This is a genomic window from Sciscionella marina DSM 45152 (assembly GCF_000379465.1).
Lineage (GTDB): Bacteria > Actinomycetota > Actinomycetes > Mycobacteriales > Pseudonocardiaceae > Sciscionella > Sciscionella marina.
The window spans coordinates 807680-829467 of the sequence record NZ_KB905380.1; the positions used below are offsets into that span (position 1 = coordinate 807680).

General features: G+C 69.5%; 22 protein-coding genes, 1 tRNA gene and 1 riboswitch. Of the genes, 12 read left to right on the forward strand and 11 right to left on the reverse strand.

The window, feature by feature from the left end; translation table 11 throughout:
* Positions 1-76: 76 nt before the first annotated feature.
* Positions 77-1243 (reverse strand): citrate synthase, encoded by a 1167-nt coding sequence (locus tag A37U_RS0103870; protein WP_020495298.1) that lies wholly within the window; start codon positions 1241-1243, stop codon positions 77-79.
* 82 nt (positions 1244-1325) lie between these two features.
* On the opposite strand from A37U_RS0103870, the gene A37U_RS0103875 reads away from it, so the two are divergent.
* Complete coding sequence (locus A37U_RS0103875) at positions 1326-2489, forward strand: citrate synthase (protein WP_020495299.1); 1164 nt, start codon at positions 1326-1328, stop codon at positions 2487-2489.
* A gap of 40 nt (positions 2490-2529) precedes the next feature.
* Positions 2530-3084, forward strand: a complete 555-nt coding sequence (locus A37U_RS0103880) for a GNAT family N-acetyltransferase (protein WP_020495300.1) — start codon at positions 2530-2532, stop codon at positions 3082-3084.
* Between the two features lie 18 nt (positions 3085-3102).
* On the opposite strand, the gene A37U_RS0103885 is transcribed toward A37U_RS0103880, so the two are convergent.
* The 4 genes from A37U_RS0103885 to A37U_RS0103900 all read right to left on the reverse strand — a co-directional run bounded on the left by A37U_RS0103885 (position 3103) and on the right by A37U_RS0103900 (position 5610).
* Positions 3103-4287: a glycoside hydrolase family 3 N-terminal domain-containing protein gene (locus A37U_RS0103885; RefSeq protein ID WP_083933159.1), complete on the reverse strand. Its 1185-nt coding sequence runs from the start codon at positions 4285-4287 to the stop codon at positions 3103-3105.
* Positions 4288-4540: 253 nt separating this feature from the next.
* A tRNA-Val gene (locus tag A37U_RS0103890) sits at positions 4541-4612 on the reverse strand.
* A 46-nt stretch (positions 4613-4658) separates the two neighbouring features.
* Positions 4659-5117 (reverse strand): peroxiredoxin, encoded by a 459-nt coding sequence (locus A37U_RS0103895; RefSeq protein WP_020495302.1) that lies wholly within the window; start codon positions 5115-5117, stop codon positions 4659-4661.
* A gap of 61 nt (positions 5118-5178) precedes the next feature.
* Positions 5179-5610 carry a DUF3052 domain-containing protein gene (locus A37U_RS0103900; RefSeq protein ID WP_026196849.1) on the reverse strand — a complete coding sequence of 144 codons (432 nt, stop codon included), beginning with the start codon at positions 5608-5610 and terminating at the stop codon, positions 5179-5181.
* A gap of 256 nt (positions 5611-5866) precedes the next feature.
* On the opposite strand from A37U_RS0103900, the gene aceE reads away from it, so the two are divergent.
* Complete coding sequence (gene aceE, locus A37U_RS0103905) at positions 5867-8665, forward strand: pyruvate dehydrogenase (acetyl-transferring), homodimeric type (protein WP_083933161.1); 2799 nt, start codon at positions 5867-5869, stop codon at positions 8663-8665.
* Here the strand turns inward: aceE and A37U_RS0103910 are convergent.
* Positions 8662-9861, reverse strand: a complete 1200-nt coding sequence (locus tag A37U_RS0103910; RefSeq protein WP_026196850.1) for an MFS transporter — start codon at positions 9859-9861, stop codon at positions 8662-8664. The genes aceE and A37U_RS0103910 overlap by 4 nt on opposite strands.
* 93 nt (positions 9862-9954) lie before the next feature.
* Between A37U_RS0103910 and A37U_RS0103915 the strand changes: the two genes are divergently transcribed.
* Together A37U_RS0103915 and A37U_RS0103920 are read left to right on the forward strand one after the other, a co-directional pair.
* Positions 9955-10545, forward strand: coding sequence for an NADPH-dependent FMN reductase (locus A37U_RS0103915; RefSeq protein WP_020495306.1), 591 nt, complete (start codon positions 9955-9957; stop codon positions 10543-10545).
* A 10-nt stretch (positions 10546-10555) separates the two neighbouring features.
* Complete coding sequence (locus A37U_RS0103920; protein WP_020495307.1) at positions 10556-11194, forward strand: TetR/AcrR family transcriptional regulator; 639 nt, start codon at positions 10556-10558, stop codon at positions 11192-11194.
* Here the strand turns inward: A37U_RS0103920 and A37U_RS0103925 are convergent.
* From A37U_RS0103925 to pnuC, 3 genes are all read right to left on the reverse strand, one after another.
* Positions 11167-12111, reverse strand: coding sequence for an SRPBCC family protein (locus A37U_RS0103925; RefSeq protein ID WP_157182596.1), 945 nt, complete (start codon positions 12109-12111; stop codon positions 11167-11169). The genes A37U_RS0103920 and A37U_RS0103925 overlap by 28 nt on opposite strands.
* Positions 12112-12191: 80 nt before the next feature.
* On the reverse strand, positions 12192-13073 hold the full coding sequence (locus A37U_RS0103930; protein ID WP_020495309.1) for an SRPBCC family protein: 882 nt from the start codon (positions 13071-13073) through the stop codon (positions 12192-12194).
* Positions 13074-13232: 159 nt separating this feature from the next.
* Positions 13233-13865, reverse strand: coding sequence for a nicotinamide riboside transporter PnuC (pnuC, locus tag A37U_RS0103935; RefSeq protein WP_020495310.1), 633 nt, complete (start codon positions 13863-13865; stop codon positions 13233-13235).
* Positions 13866-13936: 71 nt separating this feature from the next.
* A riboswitch (FMN riboswitch) is annotated at positions 13937-14086 on the reverse strand.
* 120 nt (positions 14087-14206) lie between these two features.
* On the opposite strand from pnuC, the gene A37U_RS0103945 reads away from it, so the two are divergent.
* The 7 genes from A37U_RS0103945 (at position 14207) to A37U_RS0103975 (ending at position 20394) form a co-directional block, all read left to right on the forward strand.
* The gene (locus tag A37U_RS0103945) at positions 14207-15406 is read left to right on the forward strand and encodes a PucR family transcriptional regulator (protein WP_020495312.1); all 1200 of its coding nucleotides are present in this window, start codon (positions 14207-14209) and stop codon (positions 15404-15406) included.
* 35 nt (positions 15407-15441) lie between these two features.
* The gene (locus A37U_RS0103950; protein WP_026196851.1) at positions 15442-15753 is read left to right on the forward strand and encodes an ArsR/SmtB family transcription factor; all 312 of its coding nucleotides are present in this window, start codon (positions 15442-15444) and stop codon (positions 15751-15753) included.
* Complete coding sequence (locus tag A37U_RS0103955) at positions 15750-16676, forward strand: SRPBCC family protein (RefSeq protein ID WP_020495314.1); 927 nt, start codon at positions 15750-15752, stop codon at positions 16674-16676. Before A37U_RS0103950 ends, A37U_RS0103955 begins: the two co-directional genes overlap by 4 nt.
* Before the next feature lie 263 nt (positions 16677-16939).
* Positions 16940-17848, forward strand: coding sequence for an ACP S-malonyltransferase (locus A37U_RS0103960; RefSeq protein WP_083933211.1), 909 nt, complete (start codon positions 16940-16942; stop codon positions 17846-17848).
* A complete protein-coding gene (locus A37U_RS0103965) occupies positions 17845-18816 on the forward strand; it encodes a beta-ketoacyl-ACP synthase III (RefSeq protein ID WP_020495316.1) in 972 nt (323 codons plus the stop codon). The genes A37U_RS0103960 and A37U_RS0103965 overlap by 4 nt, the downstream gene beginning before the upstream one ends.
* A 94-nt stretch (positions 18817-18910) precedes the next feature.
* On the forward strand, positions 18911-19153 hold the full coding sequence (locus A37U_RS0103970) for an acyl carrier protein (RefSeq protein ID WP_020495317.1): 243 nt from the start codon (positions 18911-18913) through the stop codon (positions 19151-19153).
* Positions 19150-20394 carry a beta-ketoacyl-[acyl-carrier-protein] synthase family protein gene (locus A37U_RS0103975; protein ID WP_020495318.1) on the forward strand — a complete coding sequence of 415 codons (1245 nt, stop codon included), beginning with the start codon at positions 19150-19152 and terminating at the stop codon, positions 20392-20394. Before A37U_RS0103970 ends, A37U_RS0103975 begins: the two co-directional genes overlap by 4 nt.
* Before the next feature lie 88 nt (positions 20395-20482).
* On the opposite strand, the gene A37U_RS0103980 is transcribed toward A37U_RS0103975, so the two are convergent.
* Positions 20483-21082, reverse strand: a complete 600-nt coding sequence (locus A37U_RS0103980; protein ID WP_157182598.1) for a hypothetical protein — start codon at positions 21080-21082, stop codon at positions 20483-20485.
* A gap of 22 nt (positions 21083-21104) precedes the next feature.
* Positions 21105-21608 carry a DUF3145 domain-containing protein gene (locus tag A37U_RS0103985; RefSeq protein ID WP_026196854.1) on the reverse strand — a complete coding sequence of 168 codons (504 nt, stop codon included), beginning with the start codon at positions 21606-21608 and terminating at the stop codon, positions 21105-21107.
* Positions 21609-21788 lie beyond the last annotated feature (180 nt).

Consider the following 21788-nt stretch of genomic DNA (forward strand, 5'->3'; position numbering starts at 1 on the left):
CCCAACTCCCTGACCTGCAAGTTTGACGGCCATTTGCCGCTTATGCTAAGGATTCACAGAACATACCGGGAGTATGTCACGGATCCGCACCCGTGTAGATACCCAGCGCTCGATAGCGCAGCCCGGGTTCGGCGTATTCCTCGATAGCGTGCGCGACCCAGCCGACCACGCGGGCGAGCGCGAACAGCGTTTCCCCGGCGTCGTGCGGCATGTCGTAGGCGTGCATGAGCGCGGCGAGCGCGAGGTCGATGTTCGGGAACAGGTCCTCGCGGTCGCCGAGGGTGATCCGCAGTACGTCCACGGTGTCCTGGATCGGCTGGTCGCGCAGCAGGTCGAGCAGCACCTCGGCACGCGGATCGACGCATTGATACAGCACGTGCCCGAAACCGGGGATGGGCTGGCCGGAGCGCATCCGGTCGGCGATCGCGGTGACCGGATCCTCCTTGGCCTCGGCAAGGAAACGGTAGGCGAGGGCACTGGCGGCGCCGTGGTAGGGACCGTCGATCGCGCCGAGACCCGCCGAGATCACCGCGTACACGTTCGCCCTCGCGCTCGCGGCGACCCGCGCGGCGACGGTGGAGACGGCGAGCCCGTGATCGGCGAGCAGCACGAGCGCGGTGTCGAGCAGCTCCGGCCGGGCGGGTGCACTGGACAATCCCGGCCACAGGCGCTCACCGACGCTGCCGTGCGCCGTTCCGTCGGCGAACAGGTCGACGAGGGTGCCGAGCAGCAGTCCGGCGGACCGGGTGACCGCACGCGGCGCGAGGTCGAACCGCAGCGGATCGACCGCGCCCGCGGCCGCGACGGCCACCCGGATCCGGTCGGTGAGCCGGGCCTGTTCGGGAAGGGCCGCACTCGCCGCCTTCGCCGCGGCGAGCATCCGCTCCGGGCCGGAGAACGGCGGTCGCTGGCCGAGTTCCCCGCCCCACAGCAGTTCCGCCACCGCCTCGACCGGCCAGCTTCCGGCGAGATCACGCACCCGATGGCCCCGATAGTACAGCTCGTCCTTGTCGATCAGGGTGATCCCGGTGCGGATCCGCTCGACCGCACCCGAGGGCTCGTGCGCCTCCCTTCCCCGCTGCGCGAGCCGGTCGACCTCGCTGAGCGCGAACAGGCTCCCCCGCTTGCGACCGGTGCTCGTATTGGTGAGCAGGCCACGGCTGACATAGGTGTAGACCGTCTCGGGTTTCACATCGAGCCGCCGTGCGACCTCGGCCGTGGTCAGGTATCGCTCTTCGGTCATCGCCCCACCTTATCTCGACTCGATCGACATTGACACACATCGATCGACTAATCGATTGTTGAGAGCGTAAAGGAGGGCATCCATGTCGACCACAATTGATGGCCCGATCGAGGCACCGGCCGGGTTGCGCAATGTCATCGTCACCGAAACCGAGCTCGGCGATGTTCGTGGCGCCGAGGGCTTCTATCACTACCGGCAGTACCCGGCGATCGAGCTCGCCAGGAGCACGAGCTTCGAGGACGTCTGGTTCCTGTTCTTCACGGGCAGGCTGCCCGAGGAGGCCGAGAAGCAGCGGTTCGCCGCCGAGCTCGCCGAACTGCGGGTGCTCCCCGGACAGGTGCGCGATGCGCTCCCGGCGATCGCCGCGGCTGCGGTGAACCCGCTCGCCGGTCTGCGCACGGCGCTTTCCATGCTCGCCCCAGCGCTCGGTATACGGCCGGTGCTCGATATCGACCAGGAGCAGCGCACGGCCGACGCGATGCTCATCTGCGCGGTGACCCCGACGATCCTGGCCGCACTGCATCGCCTCGGGAACGGCCGGGAACCCGTCGAACCGCGCTCGGATCTGGACACCGCGGCGAACTGGCTGTACATGCTCGACGGCGCCGAACCACAGCAGCGGCACGTCGAGGCGATCGAGGCCTATCTCGTGGCGACCATCGACCATGGGTTCAACGCCTCGACGTTCACCGCGCGCGTCGTGGCCTCGGCCGGGGCGGATGTGGCCGCCGGTGTGGTCGCGGCGATCAGCACCTTCTCCGGTCCCCGGCATGGGGGCGCACCGGATCGCGCGCTGGCGAGCCTCGACGAGATCGGCGCTGAGATCGGCGCTGAGATCGACAAGCCGGAGCGGATCAGAGAATGGGTGCGAGAACAGGTCGGCGCGGGACGGCGGATCATGGGCTTCGGCCACCCGGTCTACCGCACCGAGGACCCGCGCGCGGTGATGCTGCGCGAGATCGCCAAGGAGCTCGGCGGGGAGACCGTGGACTTCGCGGTCGAGGTCGAGGCGCAGGTGGTCGCGGCGCTCGCCGAACTCAAACCGGGGCGCGAGGTGCACACGAACGTCGAGTTCTACGCGGGCGTGGTGATGGACCGCTGCGGAATCCCGCGCACCATGTTCACCCCCACCTTCGCGGTGAGCCGGGTCGTCGGCTGGTGCGCGAACATTCTCGAGCAGTCCCGGGAACGCGCGATCATCCGCCCGGCCGCGCGGTACATCGGCCCGCCACCGGTCCGGGCCTGAACGGAACCGGCTTCCGGCAAGCATGCCTAGGCTTGGTGCGGTGAGTACCCAGAAAATCGGGCTGCGCCCGTGCACCGAGGCCGATCTTCCGCTGTTCCAACGGCTGCTCACCGAGCCGTATCTGACCGGACTCGACTGGTCCGGCTTCCGCGATGCACGCGAACCGGTCCGCCAGTTCGAGGAGCACGGTTTCCTGCGTGCCGACGGTGGGCGGCTCGCGGTGGACGCGGACGGGCGGACCGCCGGGTTCGTCAGCTGGCGTATCGGTTCCTATGCCGCGGGCTTGGCGGAGCTGGCGAAGTACTGGGAGATCGGCATCGTCCTGTTCCCGGAGCACCGGGGCAACGGCATCGGGTGGCGTGCCCAGACGATGCTGTGCGAATACCTGTTCCGGCACACTCCGGTGCAGCGGATCCAGGCGGGGACCCATCCGGAGAACAGCGCCGAGCAGCATGCGCTGCGCAAGGCCGGATTCCGGTTCGAGGGCACGGTCCGCTGCTGCGAGTTCCGCGACGGCCAGTGGCGGGACGGCCTGTTGTACAGCCGGCTGCGCTCCGATCCGGCCCCCGAGATCGACCGGGCGACGCTGCCCTGACCTCGGTGGCGGGGTGGATCAGTGACCGAGACCGGACCGCAGGCCGGTGATCCGGTCGAGTGCCGCGGCGTTGTCGGCGCTGTCGAGGTCGCCGCTCGTGAGTCCGTTCTTGAGCGCGGTGGCCACCTGTTCGCCCTGTGAGACGCTGCGCCCCGAGGCGAGGATCAGGTCCTGCCCCGCTTGTGCGGCGAGCAGTCCACGGCTGCCCGAGTCGCCGAACTGGCGCAGCGACTTGGCTTCGAGGGCGTCGGTGATGGTGACGCCACCGAAGCCGAGCCGTTCGCGCAGTTCCTTGCGCACCACGGCCGGGGACAGTCCGGCCGGGCGTTTCGGGTCGAGTGCCGGGTAGATCGCCCAGGAGGACATGACCATCCGCACCCCGGCCTTGATCAGGCTCGGATAAGGCGCCTCGTCGACCGAGCGCAGCGTCTCCAGCGGAACATCGAGGGTCACAGGCTCCTCATCGGTGTTGGCCGTGGCCGTGGCGGACCCGAGTCCGGGGAAGTGTTTGGCGGTCGCGGCGACCCCGCCCGCTTGCTGGGCATCGGCGAAGGCACCGGCGTCCGCGGCCACGGCGCGCGGGTCGCGGGAGTAGGAGCGTTCCGTGCGGTCGGCGAAGTCCCCCGGTTTGCGGTACACGTCGAGTACCGGTGCCGCGTTGGCGTTCATGCCGGCACCGGCCAGGTTCTGCGCGGCCTCGGTGCCGGAGCGCCGGGCCGCGGCGACCGGGTCGGCGGCGGCGCCGTCCTCCTTCGCCGAGGATTCGGGGGCGCCCGGCAGCCTGCGGATCTGGCCGCCTTCCTGATCGGTGAGCAACAGCAGCGGCTGCTTCACCGGGCTCTGCGCGTTGGCCGCGTTGAGCTTGTCGATCGCGGCGGTGAGCTGAGCGCGGCTGGGAATGTTCTCCTTGAAGAAGATCACCCCGGCGACCTCGCCCGCCTTGACGTGTGCGAGCAGGCTGGCGGGCACCGTCTTTCCCGGGTACGAATAGATGACCCGCTGCCCCGCCTGTTGTGCGGGTGTCAGTCGCTGTTCCTGGCTCGCCTGGGTCGCGGTGTTCGGTGGCGCCGAGGAGCTGGCCGGGGCGGGACTCGAGCTGGGCGTGCTGCTGGGGGCACCGGCTTGCGGCGTTCCGCCCGAACAGCCGGTGGCACACAGCGCGAGTACGCCCACCGTCGCGACGACGGCCCTTCTTCCCAGCATCGATGACCCCTCACCCTCGTCGACGTTTCGCCAAGTGTGACACGGGGTGCGGACAACGTGACCGAGACAAGCCGAGCCACAACCACCCGACCGCCCCACCCACCCAAAGCCACGCTGGTCAACACCCAGCTAGATCACGCTGGTTCGGCAGAAGCTCGCACCGTAGGGGGTCCGGGGGATTCGATCCCTCGGGTAGATACGGCGGGCACCGGGAGCGACTCCGCAGGAGTCGCGAACAGCATGACCCGCCTCGTGGGCGCGGTAGGGATCGAACCTACGACCGCTCGGGTGTAAACCGAGTGCTCTCCCGCTGAGCTACGCGCCCTGATGCCCGCGAGTCCGTCCGGGCTCGCGGGCAACGGTGGACAAGCCTACAGTGCGGCGATGGCCTTCTTCCACGCCTCCTGGTCGCGGGCCTCGCCGGGCTCGTTGACCTCGGCGAAGCGCACGACTCCCTCGGTGTCGATGAGGAAGGTGCCCCGGTTGGCCATGCCGGCGGCTTCGTTGAACACGCCGAACGCCTTCGCCACCTCGCCGTGCGGCCAGAAATCCGAGAGCAGCGGGAAGGTGTAGCCCTCCTGCGCGGACCAGACCTTGAGGCTGAAGGTGGTGTCCACGGAGACGCCGATGATCTCGACCTTGTCGTTGGAGAAGGTGTCGATGGAGTCGCGGACGCCGCAGAGTTCGCCGGTGCAGATACCGGAGAACGCGAACGGGTAGAACACCACGAGCACGTTCTTCTTATCGCGGTAATCGGCGAGCGAGACCGGCTGCCGGTTGTAGTCGTTGAGCGTGAAATCCGGTGCCTTGGCGCCGACTTCGATGGCCATGTCGAGGCTTTCCTTCCTGCCGTGAGTCCTACGTTCGCAGCCTACCGACCGCGCCCGCGGTTCAGCGGTTCCCCTTCGCGGCCTTCGGCAGGGCCAGGCGAGTACCCGACCAGTCGGAGCCGATGCTGATGTTCGAGGTCTGGGCGAGGCCCGCGGTCGGGACCGACTCCGCGATGTCCGCGGGTTCGACGTGCCCGTCCCTCCCGGTCTTGGGAGTGAGCAGCCAGATGCACCCGTGTTCGGCGAGCGGCGTGGTCGCGTCGACCAGCGCGTCCACCAGGTCGCCGTCGTCCTCGCGCCACCACAACAGCACGACGTCTACGACCTCATCGGCGTCCTCGTCGAGCATCTCCGCGCCGGAGACCTCCTCGACGGCCTCGCGCACCACCTCATCGGCATCCTCGTCCCAGCCGAACTCCTGAACGACCATGCCTTGCTCGATACCGAGCGTTTCGGCGACCCCGGACTTGCCGGCGTCTCCAGCGGCGACCACTGTGTTCTCCTCCACTTCCATCCGTCTCGTTTCACCGACACCCGCTGCCGTTTTGGGTGCTAACGCCGCGAGTAGACTCGAAGCGCCACCGGCCGGACGCGGTTGTCCGGTATCGGCCGTTCACGGCCGATTGAGGACAGCGAACACTGACAGCACCCACCTGCGCAACCGCTTCCGGGGAACGACACGCCGTAGTTCGGGGGTTCGTCCCCCATTCCGGCATGCCGCAGGCGGTCGCTCGTCCGTCGAGCACACGATGACGCACAGTCACACAACAGCGATATGGCAAGGAGATCCCTTGACTTCACAGGGTGGAGAGCGCGTCCGGGTCATCCGTGACGGGGTCGCGGCGTACCTGCCGGACATCGACCCGGAGGAAACCGGCGAATGGCTGGATTCCTTCGACGGGATGATGGCGAACGCGGGCAAACAGCGTGCGCGTTACCTCATGCTGCGGATGCTGGAGCGGGCGCGTGCGGAAGGCGTCGGTATCCCCGCGCTGACCACCACCGATTATGTGAACTCCATCCCCACCGAGCGGGAGCCGTGGTTCCCCGGTGACGAGGAGGCCGAGCGCCGTTACCGTGCGTGGATCCGGTGGAACGCGGCGATGACCGTGCACCGTGCGCAGCGGCCCGGGGTGGGCGTCGGCGGGCACATCTCCACCTACGCGTCCTCGGCGAGCCTCTACGAGGTCGGGTTCAACCACTTCTTCCGCGGTAAGGACCACCCCAGCGGTGGGGACCAGGTCTACGTGCAGGGACACGCCTCCCCTGGCGTGTACGCGCGCGCCTTCCTCGAGGGCAGGCTCTCCGCCGAGCAGCTGGACGGGTTCCGTCAGGAGTACTCGCACGCCGGAGCGGGCGGCGGGCTGCCGTCCTACCCGCACCCGAGGCTGATGCAGGACTTCTGGGAGTTCCCCACGGTGTCCATGGGGCTCGGCCCGATGAACGCGATCTACCAGGCACGGTTCAACCGCTACCTGCACGACCGGGGCATCAAGGACACCAGCGATTCGCGGGTCTGGGCCTTCCTCGGCGACGGCGAGATGGACGAGGCGGAGTCGCGCGGTCTGGTGCACGTCGCCGCGAACGAGGGCCTGGACAATCTGACCTTCGTGATCAACTGCAACTTGCAGCGCTTGGACGGGCCGGTGCGTGGGAACGGCAAGATCATCCAGGAGCTGGAGGGCTTCTTCCACGGCGCCGGCTGGAACGTCATCAAGGTGATCTGGGGCCGGGAGTGGGACTCGCTGCTGCACGCCGACAAGGACGGCGCGCTGGTCAATCTGATGAATGTCACCCCGGACGGGGACTACCAGACCTACAAGGCCAATGACGGCGCCTACGTGCGCGAGCACTTCTTCGGCCGGGATCCGCGCACCAAGGAACTGGTCAACGACATGTCCGATGCCGAGGTGTGGAACCTCAAGCGCGGCGGGCACGACTACCGCAAGGTGTATGCCGCCTACAAGGCCGCGACCGAGCACCACGGGCAGCCGACGGTCATCCTGGCCAAGACCATCAAGGGGTACGGCCTCGGCCCGCACTTCGCCGGACGGAACGCGACCCACCAGATGAAGAAGATGACCCTGGACGACCTCAAGCTCTTCCGGGACGAGCTGCGCATCCCGATCTCGGACGCCGACCTGGAACGGGACCCCTATCTTCCGCCGTACTACCACCCCGGAAACGAGGACCCGGCGATCAAGTACCTGCTGGAACGCCGCCGCCAGCTCGGCGGTTTCGTCCCGCACCGCACGGAGAAGGCCAAGCCGCTCGTGCTGCCCGGCGACAAGGTCTACGACGTGATCCGCAAGGGCTCGGGCAAGCAGGAAGTGGCCACCACGATGGCCTTCGTGCGGCTGGTGCGTGATCTGGCCAAGGACAAGGAGCTCGGCCCGCGGATCGTGCCGATCATCCCGGACGAGGCGCGCACCTTCGGGATGGACTCGATGTTCCCGACCCAGCAGATCTACAACCCGCACGGGCAGACCTACACCTCCGTGGACGCGGACCTGATGCTGTCCTACAAGGAGTCCACGCACGGACAGATCCTGCACGAGGGCATCAACGAGGCCGGGTCCACCGCCTCGTTCACCGCGGTCGGCACCTCGTACGCCACCCACAGCGAGCCGATGATCCCGATCTACATCTTCTACTCGATGTTCGGGTTCCAGCGCTCCGGTGACGGGCTCTGGGCGGCCGCCGATCAGATGGCGCGCGGTTTCGTGCTGGGCGCGACCGCCGGGCGCACCACGCTGACCGGTGAGGGCCTGCAGCACGCGGACGGGCACTCGCTGCTGCTCGCCGCGACCAACCCGGCCGTGGTCGCCTACGACCCCTCGTGGTCGTTCGAGATCGCGCACATCGTCAAGGACGGGCTGCGCCGGATGTACGGCGAGAATGCCGAGCACGTGTACTACTACCTGACCGTCTACAACGAGCCGTACGTGCAGGCCCCGGAACCGGAGAACCTGGACGTGGACGGGCTGCTCAAGGGCCTGTACCGGTACCAGCTCGCTCCGGAGGGCGTCACCGGCCCGCGCGCGCAGATCCTGGTCTCCGGGGTACTCATGCCCGAGGCGCTGCGGGCCCAGCAGCTGCTGGCCGAGCAGTGGGGGGTCGCCGCGGACGTGTGGTCGGCCACCTCCTGGGCGCAGCTGCGCAGGGACGCGGAGGAGATCGACCGGCAGAGCCTGCTGCACCCCGAGCAGGAGGCGGGTACCCCGCACGTGACCTCGGCGCTCTCCGAGGCGGCCGGGCCGGTCGTCGCGGTCTCCGACTGGATGCGCGCGGTTCCGGACCTGATCCGTCCGTGGGTGCCGAGCGACATGCTCACTCTCGGCGCGGACGGTTTCGGATTCTCCGACACGAGGCCCGCGGCGCGGCGGCACTTCCTCATCGATGCCGAATCGGTGGTCGCCGGAGTGCTCACGATGCTGGCCCGGCGCGGTGAGATCGAGCAGACGAAAGTCATCGAGGCGACCCGCAAGTACCAGCTCGAGGATGTGCAGGCCGCCGGTCCGCAGACCAGCGACTCCGGTGCCGCCTAGGCGAACACCAGCGCCGCGGCGAGCGCGGGACCGAAGGCGCTGCCGAGCTGATAACAGAGATTGAACAGGCCGAGCGCGGTCGACCGGTACTGGTCGGCCGCGCTCTGTGCTGCCCGCAGCCCGAGAGTGGCCTGGCCCGAGGAGGCCGCGCAGGCCGCGAGACCGATCGCGAGCGGGAACACCGCGCTGCCGCCGAGCAGGACGAGCAGCGGTGCCGCCGCACCGCTGCTCAGCAGCAGGCAGGCGAGCAGACGCATCCGAAGCCGCCCGCCGAAGGTGGCGAGCAGCCAGGCCAGCCCGGCTCCCCCGAGCAGGGCGAACAGCTGCGCGGTGCCGATCTCCCCGGTCGCCCAGTCGTCGCGGGCCAGCAGCGCGGGAACGATGTAGAGCAGCGCGAAGTACGAGCTCGCGAGTACCAGTCCGAATGCGCTGAGCAGGCCGAACAGCGGCCGGGCCACCACCGCGCGGGGCACGAACCCCTCGGGCGTCCTGTGGATGTGGAGCACGAGCAGCGTCCCGGCGAGCACCGCCCCGGACAGCGCCGGAACCGGGAACCGGGTCAGGTTGACCAGCGCGACCGCGAGGACCGCGAGCAGCAGCGCGCCGATCCCGTCGAACCGCAGCCCCGACCGGCGGGCGGGGTGCGGTAGTCCCCGCAGCACGGCGGGCACCGCGACGAGGCCGAGCACCGGAAGAGCGAGCGCGAGCGGCCAGCCCGCGAGGCGCGCGATCCAGGCACCGAGCAACGGGCCGATCGCGCCGCACATGCTGATCCCCGAGGTGACCAGGCCCATCCGCAGCGGGGATCCGGCCAGGTTCATCGCGATCACGACCAGCCCCGCACCCCCGATCCCCTGCGCGATCCGGGCGATCAGCAGCACCGCCAGCGTCGGTGCGAATACCGCGGCCGCCGCTCCGGCGAGCACGAGTGCGGTGCTGAGCAGCAGGGCGTAACGCAGGCCGCGCAGCCGGATCAGCCCCGCGAGCACCGGGGTACCGATCGCGATCGCCATCCCGAAGACCGTCCCGATCCAGGCCGTGGCGCCCGCCGTCGCCCCGAACCCGGCCGCGATATCGCCGAGCAGCAGCGTCGGGGTCGTCGTGCCGAACGAGAGCGGCGCGGCGAGCAGTACGAGAAACACCGCGGGCACCGTGGCCGTCCGTTCGGCCGCCCGCACCGATGTCATCGAAGACATTCGCCCTCCTCAAGCCGGGTACACCAAATAGTGCATCCATTAAACTACACTACTTAGTTTTAGTGATGCACTACTTGGTTTACATTGATCGGCATGCAGCGGAAACCACGCATCCTCGCCATCTCCGGAAGCCTGCGCACCGGATCGCACAACTCCGCCCTGGTGCGCGCCGCCGGGGCGCTCGTACCGGCCGGGTCCGACCTCGAATGGGACGACTCGCTCGGCCTGCTCCCGATGTACAACGCCGATCTGGACACCGAACGGCCGCCGCGTACGGTCGCCGGGCTGCGGGCCCGGTTCGCCGCGGCCGACGGGCTGCTCATCGCGACCCCGGAGCACAACGCCTCGATCCCGGCCGCGCTGAAGAACCTGATCGACTGGGCGAGCACCACCCCGCTCGCGGAGCTGCACGGCAAGCCGGTCGCGATCCTCGGCGCTTCCCCCGGCGCCCTCGGTACGGCGCGTGCCCAGTTGGCGCTGCGCCAGATTCTCGCCTCCCTCGGTGCCGAGGTACTCACCAAACCCGAGATCACGGTCTTCCGCGCGCACGAGCGCATCGCCGAGGACGGCACGCTCACCGACGAGTTCACCGTCCGGCTGCTGACCGAACTGATCACCGCACTGCTCGCGCGGATCCGCGCCGATCGGCCTGCCGCTACGCTGCAGCGGGCACAGAGCGCGTGAAGGGAGAGGTATGACCGGCTCGCACGGTATGCCGGAGAAGCGGCGCGCGATCGCGGCCGCGGCGCGGGTGGTGTTCGGCCGCGAGGGCTACACCCGGGCGAGCGTGGACGCGATCGCCACCGAGGCCGGTGTCTCGAAGCGCACTATCTACAACCACTTCGCCGACAAGGAAGAGCTCTTCCGCGCGGTGACGATCGAGGGCGCCGACGAGGTCACCGAGACCATCAACACGCTGATGGAACGGCATCTGCGCAAGATTCTCGACCTCCAGGAGGACCTGATCGCGTTCGGCGTGGACCGGGTCCGGGCGATCTACGAGTTTCCCGAGCACTACGCGCTCGTGCGCGCCCTGCAAGCCGAGGTCACCCGGTTGCCCGAGCAGACGCTCGAGGCCTGGACCGCGGCCGGACCGGCGACCGCGCATCAACGGCTGGCCCCGTATCTCCAGGCGATCGCCGACCGCGGACTGCTCGCCTTCGAGGACGCGAACAAGGCCGCGAACCACTTCAACCTGCTCACCGTCACCGATGTACTGCAGCGCACCTACTACGGCGCCCTCCCGCTCGCCGAGTCCGCGGCCCGGGAGATCGTCACCGACGGGGTGCGCGCCTTCCTCCGCCTCTACGGAGTCCAGAACTCCGCGAAATGATCGGGAAACCACTGCTGGTACCGCTCGGTGAGCGCGGTCAGCTCCGTTCCCTCGACCGGCCCGGCCCCGGGTGCGAGCCCGTGCATCCGGCGCATCAGCACGAGCAGGTGCAGATGCCAGGCGGCCATGAAGGCGAACGCCGCCGGGCGCGAGCGGACATCGACCAGGTGATCGAGCCGGATCCAGGCCCCGTAGCCGGGTGTCTCGTGCAGTTCCCAGCGCACCGAACCGGCCGGCCCGCGGTCGTGCGCTGCCTCGAACTCCAGCACCCGCCCCTCGACGAGTTCGGTGACCGTCCCGGCGCGGAACGGGAACCCGGCGGCGTTCGCGGTCGGGGCGACGCCGTCGTGCAGCACCGACCAGACGTACTCCCTGGACAGGCCGAGCAGATCGCGGTCGAAGCGGATCAGCTCCCCGGCCAGGGTCAGGTGCGGGGTGCCGCGGTGCTGGGCGAACCCGCTCGTCATGGCGAGCGCGCGGGACACCGGCAACCGGGGACGGCGCGGGCTGCCGCCGTCGAGCAGGGTGGCCAGCCTCCCGTAACAGGCCTCCCAGGCCGCGGCGCACCGGGCGGCGGCCAGCCCGTTGCGCCACGGTTCCGCGCCGTGGAAGACGTGGTGCAGCCCGAGTTCGCGGGCGCCTGGATCGAGCCGGATGCGCACCTCGTCGGAGCCGAGACGCATCGCGTACTCCCCGCCGTGGGCGGGCACCGGCTGGCTCGGTTCGACGGGTTCCGCGGGTTCGGCGGAGACCGGGAGCTGTAGCCAGCGAGCACGCATCCGCTCGTCGGTGATCGCACGTTCGAGCGCGGCCGGGCTGTGCCCTGCGAACCGCCCTTCGACGCCGACCGCGTATCCGCCGAGCTGTTCATCGTGCCGGAAGCACACCCGGCTTCGCGGCCTGTGCCTACCTCGCATGCGCACGCATGGTAGCGCCGGGTGAATGAGATTCACCACACCCGATTTCGGCGGCTCACCGCCGCTGAGCCGGATCCGGCTCAGTAATCGTCGAAATCCTCGATGTCCCCGGGATCGGCGAACACGTCGGGATACTTGTCGACGAGGTGCTCGGCGAGCATCTCGATCGTGTACTCGTCGTTCGGGTCGAGGGTGCCCAGCGACAACCCGTGTGCCCTGCGCAGCAGCGCCTCGATGTGCAGCTGCCAGGAGGCGAGGAACATGTACAGCTCGCTCACCGCGTCCTCGTCGACCAGGTGATCCATCCGCACCCACCGCCCGTACTGCGGGTCCTCGTGCAGCTCCCAGCGCACCGAACCGGCGGGCACGCCATGGCGCACGTCGAACTCGAGCACCGAGCCCGGGGTGGCCTCGGTGATCCCGGCCGCGGTGAGCCCGCACGCGACGGCCACCTCGGCCGGGGCACCGTCCGCGTACAGCATCGCCCACAGCCGCTGCGGATCGAGGCCGAGCAGATCGCGATCGAAGCGCAGCAGGTCCCCGTCGACGGTCAGCCGGGGCGCGCCCGAGTCCTGGCCCATCCACTTGGTGGCGTCCATGGCCCTGGCGACCGCGAGCGTGCTCGCCCGCGGCGCACCACCGGCGAGCACCGTGCGCAGCCTGCCGAAGCAGGTTTCCCACCCGGCCGCGCACCGGCCCGCGGCGAGCCCGGCATTCCACGGTTCACGCCCGCCGAAGACCTGATCCACCCGCAGCAGCCCGTGCGCGAACCGCAGCCGGACCTCGTCGGACCCGAAATCCATGCGATAGGCCCACAGGGTGTCCTCGATCGACAGGGGTTCCGGATCGCCGAGCGGGATCGAGTCCGGGGTCGCCGGCGGGGAAAGCCACCGCGCGCGGCACGCCGGGTCGGTGAGGGCCTGCTCGATCGCCTCCGCGGAGTCCTCGAACGGCCGTGCCACCGAGAGTACGTAGCCCCCGAGATCCGTATCGTGCCGGAACCACCTCCGGACACCCTGTCCACGCTTTCGCGGTGTTCGTCGCACGCACCGAAGTCTAGTCCACACCGGGGGCCGTATCCGGCCCTTCAGTGGAAAACCCGAGCGGTGGAAAACCCGGCCTCAGACCGCGACGGCCTCCCGGGCCGCGAGCACCTGCCTGCGGCTGCGCACCCACGTCAGCCAGCCGTAGATCACCAGTGCGGCGAACGCGATGTACACGATGGCCGAGAAATACAGCCCGGTCGCCAGCTGCAGCGGGACCCCGATCGCGTCCACGAGCAGCCACAGCAGCCAGAACTCGATCATCCGCAGTCCCTGTGCGAGATAGGCAACGGCGGTTCCGACGAGGATCGCCGCGTCCGGCCACGGTGCCCAGGAGGCATCCAGCGCGTCGAGCAGCAGCGCGGTGCCGATGGTGCCGAGTACGAGCAGCGCGGCGAGCAGCCCGCGCTGTTTCCAGGTGGCCACGCGCACCACGACGCCGTGCACCGGATCGCGGCGGCGCAGCCAGGCGATGAGCCCGTACACGGCGATCACGAACACGATCACCTGGCGGATCGCGAGCCCGCCGAGATCGGCGGAGAGGTAGACGGAGAACAGCAGCACACAGGCGAGGATCTGCACCGGCCAGGTCAGCATCATCCGCCGCTGGGCGAGGAACACCACGGCGAGCGCGGCGAGCTGCCCGATCAGCTCGGCATAGGAGACCCGTTCCCCGAAGGCCTGGAAACCGTACTGCGCGATGGCCGACACGTCGCTCTCCTTCCCGGTGCCCGGGAAGCAGCACGACGGCAGCGGGCGCACACCGCACCCACCTGGGGTCGCCTGCGTTCCTCCCATCCGGACTTTCACCGTCGGCTCCGGAATCACACCGGATCGGCCGGCCGGCACCTGCTCGCCGACCGGTTCGCGGGCTTCGGGTTGGTCACCCCGTCACCGCCGGTTCGGATTTTCACCGAGCCCCGGAACACACCCTCGGCAAACATCATGCACCAGCGCCTGTATTCCCGGTCCCTCCGAACGCAGCGCATGCTGTGTGCCCTACCACAGACCGCACGCGCGAACCTCCGGCACAGCCGTGCGAGGCTTGGCGCATGGCAGCACGGGAGGCGCGGAAATCCGACCAGCCGCGCGGCGGGCTCTCCGCGACGACACTGCGGGCCATCGAACGCGCTTCCGGGGAATTCGCCACCAGCGCGGTCGAGGAGATGCAACGCCGCCTCCCCTGGTTCACCAAGATGACGGCGGACCAGCGGGCGAGCGTCAAGCTGGTGGTGCAGACCGGGGCCGCGGGCTTCGTCGAGTGGTTCCACGATCCGCGCAGCGCGCTGCGCATGACGGTGCTGACCTTCCGCGGCGCACCACGCGACCTCTCCCGCTGGGTGAGCCTGCGCCAGACGGTCGAACTGGTGCGGGTGGCGATCGAGGTCTACGAGGAGCACATTCCCTCCCTCGCACGGGATGACGCCGAACGCGACCGGCTCACCGAGGCGGTGCTGCGCTACGGGCGCGAGGTCGCTTTCGCCGCCGCCACCTCCTACGCCGCGGCCGCCGAGTCCCGTGGTGCCTGGGACGCCCGGCTCGAAGCGCTCGTGGTGGACGGGATCGTGCGCGGTGACGCCGAGGAGACCCTGTTGTCCAGGGCGGCCGCGCTCGGCTGGGCACCCGGAGCGCCGGCGACCGTGATCGTCGGCGGCTCGCCATCGGAGGACCAGCCGACCATGCTCTACGAGGTGCGCAACCGGGCCGCGCGCACCGGGCGCCCGGTGCTGATCGGGGTGCAGGGTGAACGGCTCGTCGTGGTGCTCGGCGGCCCGATCGAGCGGCCGACCGAACTCGAGGACCTGAACCGGATGGCGGAGGTGTTCGCCGAGGGACCGGTGATCGCCGGGCCGACCGTGCCCCGGCTCGCGGAAGCGCACCGCAGCGCGGCGGAGGCGCTCTCCGGACTGCGCGCGGTCGCCGGGTGGCCCTCGGCGCCGCGGCCGGTGCGCGCCGTGGACCTGCTTCCTGAGCGGGCACTCGACGGGGACGGCGACGCGCAAGCGCAGCTGGTGGAACAGATCGCGCGCCCGCTCGAGGACTCCGGCGGGGCACTGCTCGAGACCGTGCAGACCTACCTCGAGGCGGGCGGGGTGCTGGAGAGCTGCGCCCGCCAGCTCTACGTGCACCCGAACACCGTGCGCTACCGGCTCAAGCGCACCACGGAGCTGACCGGACGCAATCCGCTCGACGCGCGCGACGCACACGTGCTGCGGATCGCGCTCACCGTCGGCAGGCTCGGCCATTCCTAGTTGACCCTATATGCCGAGTTGGTTATATTACTGACATGGCAAGTACATTTGAAGTGCTGGCCGAGCCTCGCCGCCGGGAGATCCTCGATCTGCTGCGCGAAGGCGAACGCCAGGTCGGTGACCTCGTGGACCACCTCGAGCTGACCCAGCCCGCGGTCTCCAAGCACCTGCGGGTACTCCGCGAGGCCGGGCTCGTCGAGGTCCGCGCCGCGGCCCAGCGCCGCCTCTACCGGCTGCGCCCCGGACCGCTCGCCGAGATCGATTCCTGGCTCACCCCCTACCGCCGGTTCTGGGCCGACCGGCTGGACGACCTGGAAAACCACCTGGACACGATGGAGAACCCATGAGCGAGGACCTCGGAACCCTGCATTCCCAAGGCGATGCCTATGTGCTGCGCTTCGAGCGCACACTGCGCCATCCGGTCGAGAAGGTCTGGCGCGCCGTGACCGAACCCGCCGAGATGGCGCACTGGTTCCCCGCGCAGGTGCGCACGGAACTGCGCGCCGGCGCGGCCATGCGGTTCGCCTTCGACGGACACTTCGACCTCGGCGAACGGTTCGGCGAGGGCAAGGTCCTCGAATACGACCCGCCGAAGGTGTACGCGTTCCGCTGGGCGCACGAGACCTTCCGCATCGAGCTCATCCCGCACGATTCCGGCTGCGTGCTCGTGTTCAGCACCACGCTGCCGGGCACCGACACCACCTGCGATTTCCCCTCGGTCGCCCGCACCGCACCGGGCTGGCACGAATGCCTCGATGCGTTGCTCGCCCGGCTCGACGGCGCATCCGCCCCGCAACCGCGCGAGGACTTCGACCTCCCGCTCATCGAACGCTATGTGGAACGGTTCGGCCTCGCCGAGGGGACGGGCACCGCGACCGGGATCCGGTTCGAGCGCGACCTGATGCACGGGCACGAGAAGGTCTGGGCGAGCCTCACCGAGGGAACCGATCCGGAACCGGGTGACCAGCCACCGCTGCCCGCAACGCACGGTTACCTCACCCCCGGTCCGGTCACCGAGGCGGAACCGCGCCGGGTGCTCGAATACACCTGCGGCACCGGCCGGGTGCGCTTCGAACTGCGGGATCAGGAACCGATCGGCTGCCGGCTGGTGCTCACCCAGACCGCTCCCGAGGACCGGGCGGCAGCACTCGCCGCCTGGCAGACTCACCTGGAGCTGTTGGTGGCCGCACTGCACGGCGACATCCGCTGCCCGTGGCCCAGCGAGCGCACCGAACAACTGCGTGAACGGTACGCCCGGACACTCTCGTAGGTACGGAGCATGCCCGGGAACACTTGTCCTGCCACACTGCGCCGTCGGCGAGGTTCCTCCGCATGCCAGCGCGGCGCTGCTGCCGAGAGTCTGCCTTGCCGATCTCGGGCGCGGGTGCCCCGCAGGGTGCCGCCACGCCGGCTCCCGCTCGCAACGGGCGAGTGTCCCCGGATGCACTCTTAGAGGATCCCCACAATGTCGGGAGCCGGACTTGGTGACTGTCGGCATCCCGTGCACCGCGCCACCGGGTGTTGGGTGGGTATGTGATCGCATTGCTTGCCCCAGGACAGGGCTCCCAGGCGCCGGGCATGCTCACCTCGTGGCTCGAACTCGACGGGGTGGCGGCGCGGATCGAACGGTATTCCGCGGCGAGCGGACTGGATCTCGCCAGGCTCGGCACGGCCGCGGAGGCCGAGGAGATCACCGATACCGCCATCGCGCAGCCGCTGATCGTCACCGCGACCCTGCTCGGCTACGAGCACTCGGGTCAACTGCCCGCCGACGGACCCACCGCGGGACACTCGGTCGGTGAACTCGCCGCCGCGGCCATCGCCGGGGTGATCGGCGAAGAGGACGCCGTCGCACTCGCCGCGGCGCGCGGCAGGGAGATGGCCGCCGCGTGCGCGCTCGAACCGACCGGAATGGCCGCGGTCATGGGCGGCGAACAGGCCGAACTGCTCGACGCGCTCCCTGGACTCGACCTCATCGCCGCCAACCAGAACGGCGCTGGCCAGCTCGTGGTCGCCGGTGCGCTGGACAAGCTCGAACAGCTCGCCGAGCAGCGCCCCGGCGGGGTCCGGGTGAAGCAGCTCCAGGTCGCGGGCGCGTTCCACACCAAGTACATGGCCCCGGCCCAGGAAGCGTTCGCCGCGCACGCCGAACAGGTCGAGGTGCGCGATCCGGTGCGCCCGCTGCTGTCCAACCTGGACGGCACCGTGGTCAGCTCCGGGGACGAGTTCCGCCGCCGTCTCATCGAGCAGATCACCGCGCCCGTTCGCTGGGATCTGTGCATGGAAACCCTTGGCGCGCAAGGGATCAGCGCGGCAATCGAGTTCCCGCCCGCCGGGCCGCTCACCGGCCTGATCAAGCGCACCCTCAAGGAGGTCGCGCGGTTCCAGATGAAACAGCCGGACGCCGAAGGGATCGCCGAATTCGTGCGGGTGAACGCGTGAAACTCAACCAGACACCGCGGGTGGACGCCACGCGGATCCTCGGCTTCGGCAGCTACCGTCCCGAGCGAGTGGTCACCAACGACGACCTCTCGGCGATCATGGACACCAACGACGAGTGGATCCGCACCAGGGTCGGGATCGTCGAGCGCCGGTTCGCGGACAAGGACCAGACGGTGCCCGATCTCGCGGTGATCGCCGGGAACCGCGCACTGGCCGATGCCGGGCTGAAGCCATCGGACATCGACACCGTGATCGTGGCGACCTGCACCATGCCGTGCGGGATCCCGAACGCGGCCGCCCAGGTGTCCAGCCGCATCGGCATCGAGAACAAGGGCGCCTTCGACCTCAACGCGGCCTGTGCCGGCTTCTGCTACAGCATCGGCACGGCCTCGGATCTGGTCCGTGCGGGCACCGCGCGGCACGTGCTGGTGATCGGCGCGGAGAAGCTCACCGATTCCGTGGACCCCTACGACCGGGCGAACGCGATCATCTTCGCGGACGGTTCGGCCGCCGCGGTGATCGGTCCGGCCGAGGAACCCGGAATCGGCCCGGTGGTCTGGGGCAGCGCGGGCGAGCTCGTGGACCTGATCTACATGCGCGAGGACCGCTACCTCTTCCAGGAGGGGCAGTCCGTGTTCCGCTGGGCCACCACCGCGATCGCCCCGATCGGCCTGCAGGCGATCGAGGCGGCGGGGATCACCCCGGCGGACATCGACGTACTCGTCCCGCACCAGGCGAACCTGCGCATCGTCGAGGCGATCGCCAAGAAGCTGCGGGCCAAGGGGGCGCGCCAGGACATGGTCGTCGCCGAGGACATCGTGACCTCGGGGAACACCTCCTCGGCTTCGATCCCGCTGGCGATCGACCGGATGCGCGCCGATGGGAAGATCCGCTCCGGGGACACCATGCTGCTCGTCGGTTTCGGTGCGGGGCTCTCCTATGCGGGACAGGTGGTGATCTGCCCGTGAAAACCGGGAAACCCGGATACGAGATGATCGACCGGCAAGCGAATCGGCCATCCGGCCGGATCTGAAGAGAAACACGCGAGAAGGGAACCAAACCGTGGCGAGCAACGAGGAAATCCTGTCCGGACTCGGCGAGATCGTCGAGGAGGTCGCCGGCGTCTCCGCCGATGAGGTCACCGAGGAGAAGTCCTTCGTGGACGACCTGGACATCGACTCGCTGTCCATGGTGGAGATCGCCGTGCAGGCCGAGGACAAGTTCGGGGTGAAGATTCCGGACGATGAACTGGCCAACCTGAAGACCGTGGGCGACGCGGTGTCCTACGTCGCCAAGAACTCATGACAAACACTGAAATCGTCGTCACCGGGCTGGGGGCCATGACCCCGCTCGGTGACGACGTCCAGACCACGTGGGACGGATTGGTTTCGGCGCGCACCGGCGTCCGCAGGGTCACCGACGGCTGGGTCGAGCAGTACGACCTGCCGACCAAGATCGCGGCCCCGCTCGCCGTCGAGCCGACCGACATCCTGCCGCGGGTGCAGGCCAGGCGGCTCGACCGGGCGGCCCAGACCGCGATCATCGCCGCACGCCAGGCGTGGACGGACGCGGGTTACGACACGCCGAGCGAGGAACACCACGACGTGGAGCCCGAGCGGCTCGGCGTGGTGATCGGCACCGGCATCGGCGGCCCGCACACCCTGCTCGCCCAGGACGATCTGCTCGAGCAGAACGGGCTGCGCAAGGTCTCCCCGCTCACCGTCCCGATGCTGATGGCGAACGCCTCGGCCGCTCAGGTCTCGATCGAGATCGGCGCGCGGGCCGGTGTGCACTCCCCCGCCTCGGCCTGTGCCTCCGGTGCGGAGGGCATCGCCACCGCGGCGATGATGATCGAGTCCGGGCGGGCCGATGTGGTCGTCGCGGGCGGTACCGAAGCGTGCATCCACCCGATCACCGTCGCGGGATTCGTGCAGGCGCGCACCCTGTCCTCGAACGAGGACCCGGAGGCCGCCTCGCGCCCGTTCGACACCTCCCGGGACGGGTTCGTGCTCGGCGAGGGGGCGGGCATCGTGATCCTCGAACGCGCCGAGCACGCACGTGCCCGGGGCGCCCGGATCTACGGACAGCTGCGCGGGTACGGCATCACCTCGGACGCGTACCACATCACCGGTAACCACCCGGACGGCATCGGCCAGATCGGCGCCATGCAGCAGGCGATCCACTCCGCGGGGCTCACCGCGAACGACGTGGGACACGTCAACGCGCACGCCACCTCCACGGTGGTCGGCGATGTCGGCGAAGCACGGGCCATCAGCAAAGCGGTCGGCGACCACCCGGTGGTCACCGCGCCCAAGGGCTCGCTCGGTCACCTCGTCGGCGGGGCGGGCGCGGTGGAGAGCATCGCCACGCTGCTCTCGCTGCGGGACGGGATCATCCCCCCGACCAGGAACCTGGTCGAGCTCGACCCGAAGATCGAGCTGGATGTCGTCTCCGGCGAGGCACGCAAGACCGATGTGACCGCAGCGATCAACAACTCGTTCGGGTTCGGCGGGCACAACGTCGCCCTGCTGTTCACCAAGGACTGAGGCCACGACGCGCGGGGGTGGTGGCGGCCCCGTCGACCACGGTCGCCACGCCCCGCGCGATCAGTACCGGCCGGTCAGCGTCGGTCGTTCAGCACTGGTCGTGCTGCGGCGAGGCGCCCGCCTGCCCGGAGTCGAGTTTCCACTCCCCGCGCTCGAGCGCGAAGGGATACACCACCCGCCAGCGGATGCACTGGTGCGGGAAATCCGCCGGTGCATCCCGCGGATTCTGCGCCGAAGTGAAACTCAGCAGCACCCGCAGTGACCCCGGCCCCACGCGCTCGATGCGGTAGACGGTGATACTGCCGTCCTTGGTGCTGCGGTACTCCTGCTTCCACTGCGCGCGGGTCTTGTCCTCGGCCCGGTCCGTGGTCACCGCGCGCAACCAGTCGGTATAGGACCCCTCGTTGATCGAGTTGAAGTAGGTCTGCAGCGCGTCCCGCACCCGTGCCCCGTCCGGATGGGCCGCGGCATCGGTGGACATGCTCACCACGGGCGATCCCGGAGCCGCGCCGTTCTTCGACGGGCTCGGCTCACTCGGGGTGATCGGCGTGGCCACCCGGGTCGGCAGTACATACCACCCCCTGGTCAGCAGCCCCGCCGCGAGCGCGACGACCACCGCGAACAACACGGCGGCGAACAACCACGGCTGACTGGTGCCGCGCGCACGGTTTCCACTCGATCCTGGCACGGTCCCGAGCGTACCGAGGTGGTCAGCCCACTCGGTGCAGCCAGGTGACCGGCTGGCCGTCGCCCGCCCTCCGATAGGGCTCGAGCGCCTCGTCCCACGCCGCGCCGAGCAGTTCGTCGACCTTGTGCGCGAAGGCCGCACCGGAGCTCGCGGCCACCGCGAGGGCGCGCAGCTGATCCTCACCGGCGACGATGTCACCGTTCGCCGAGGTGGCCCCGTGCCAGAGGCCGAGTCCGGGCACGTGGCAGTAGCGGATGCCGTCCACTCCGGGGCTGGGGTCCTCGGTGACCTCGAACCGGGTCATCGGCCACGCCTTGAGGGCAGCGACGATCCGCGCCGCGGTCCCCGCTTCACCGGACCAGGCGCAGTGCGCGCGCAACTGACCCGCGGCGGCCGGCTGTGCCGACCACTGCAGGTTCGCGCGTACGCCGATGGTGCCGCCGATCGCCCACTCGACGTGCGGACAGACCGCGGACGGCGAGGAGTGGACGTACACGACTCCACCGGTTGTTTTCCGTGTGCTCACGGTTGACCTCCGCTGCTCGACGAGGGACGTCTTCCCCTACTCCCTGGCCGGCTCACGACGGGCGCGCGCGAACACGTGTGCCTATTGTGCCTCCTGTTCCCCCTGTTGCGCCAGTTGAAGTACCCACGCTACCGGCGCGTGCACTCCCGGCTCACCCGTACGGCGGATAGGATGCTCGCG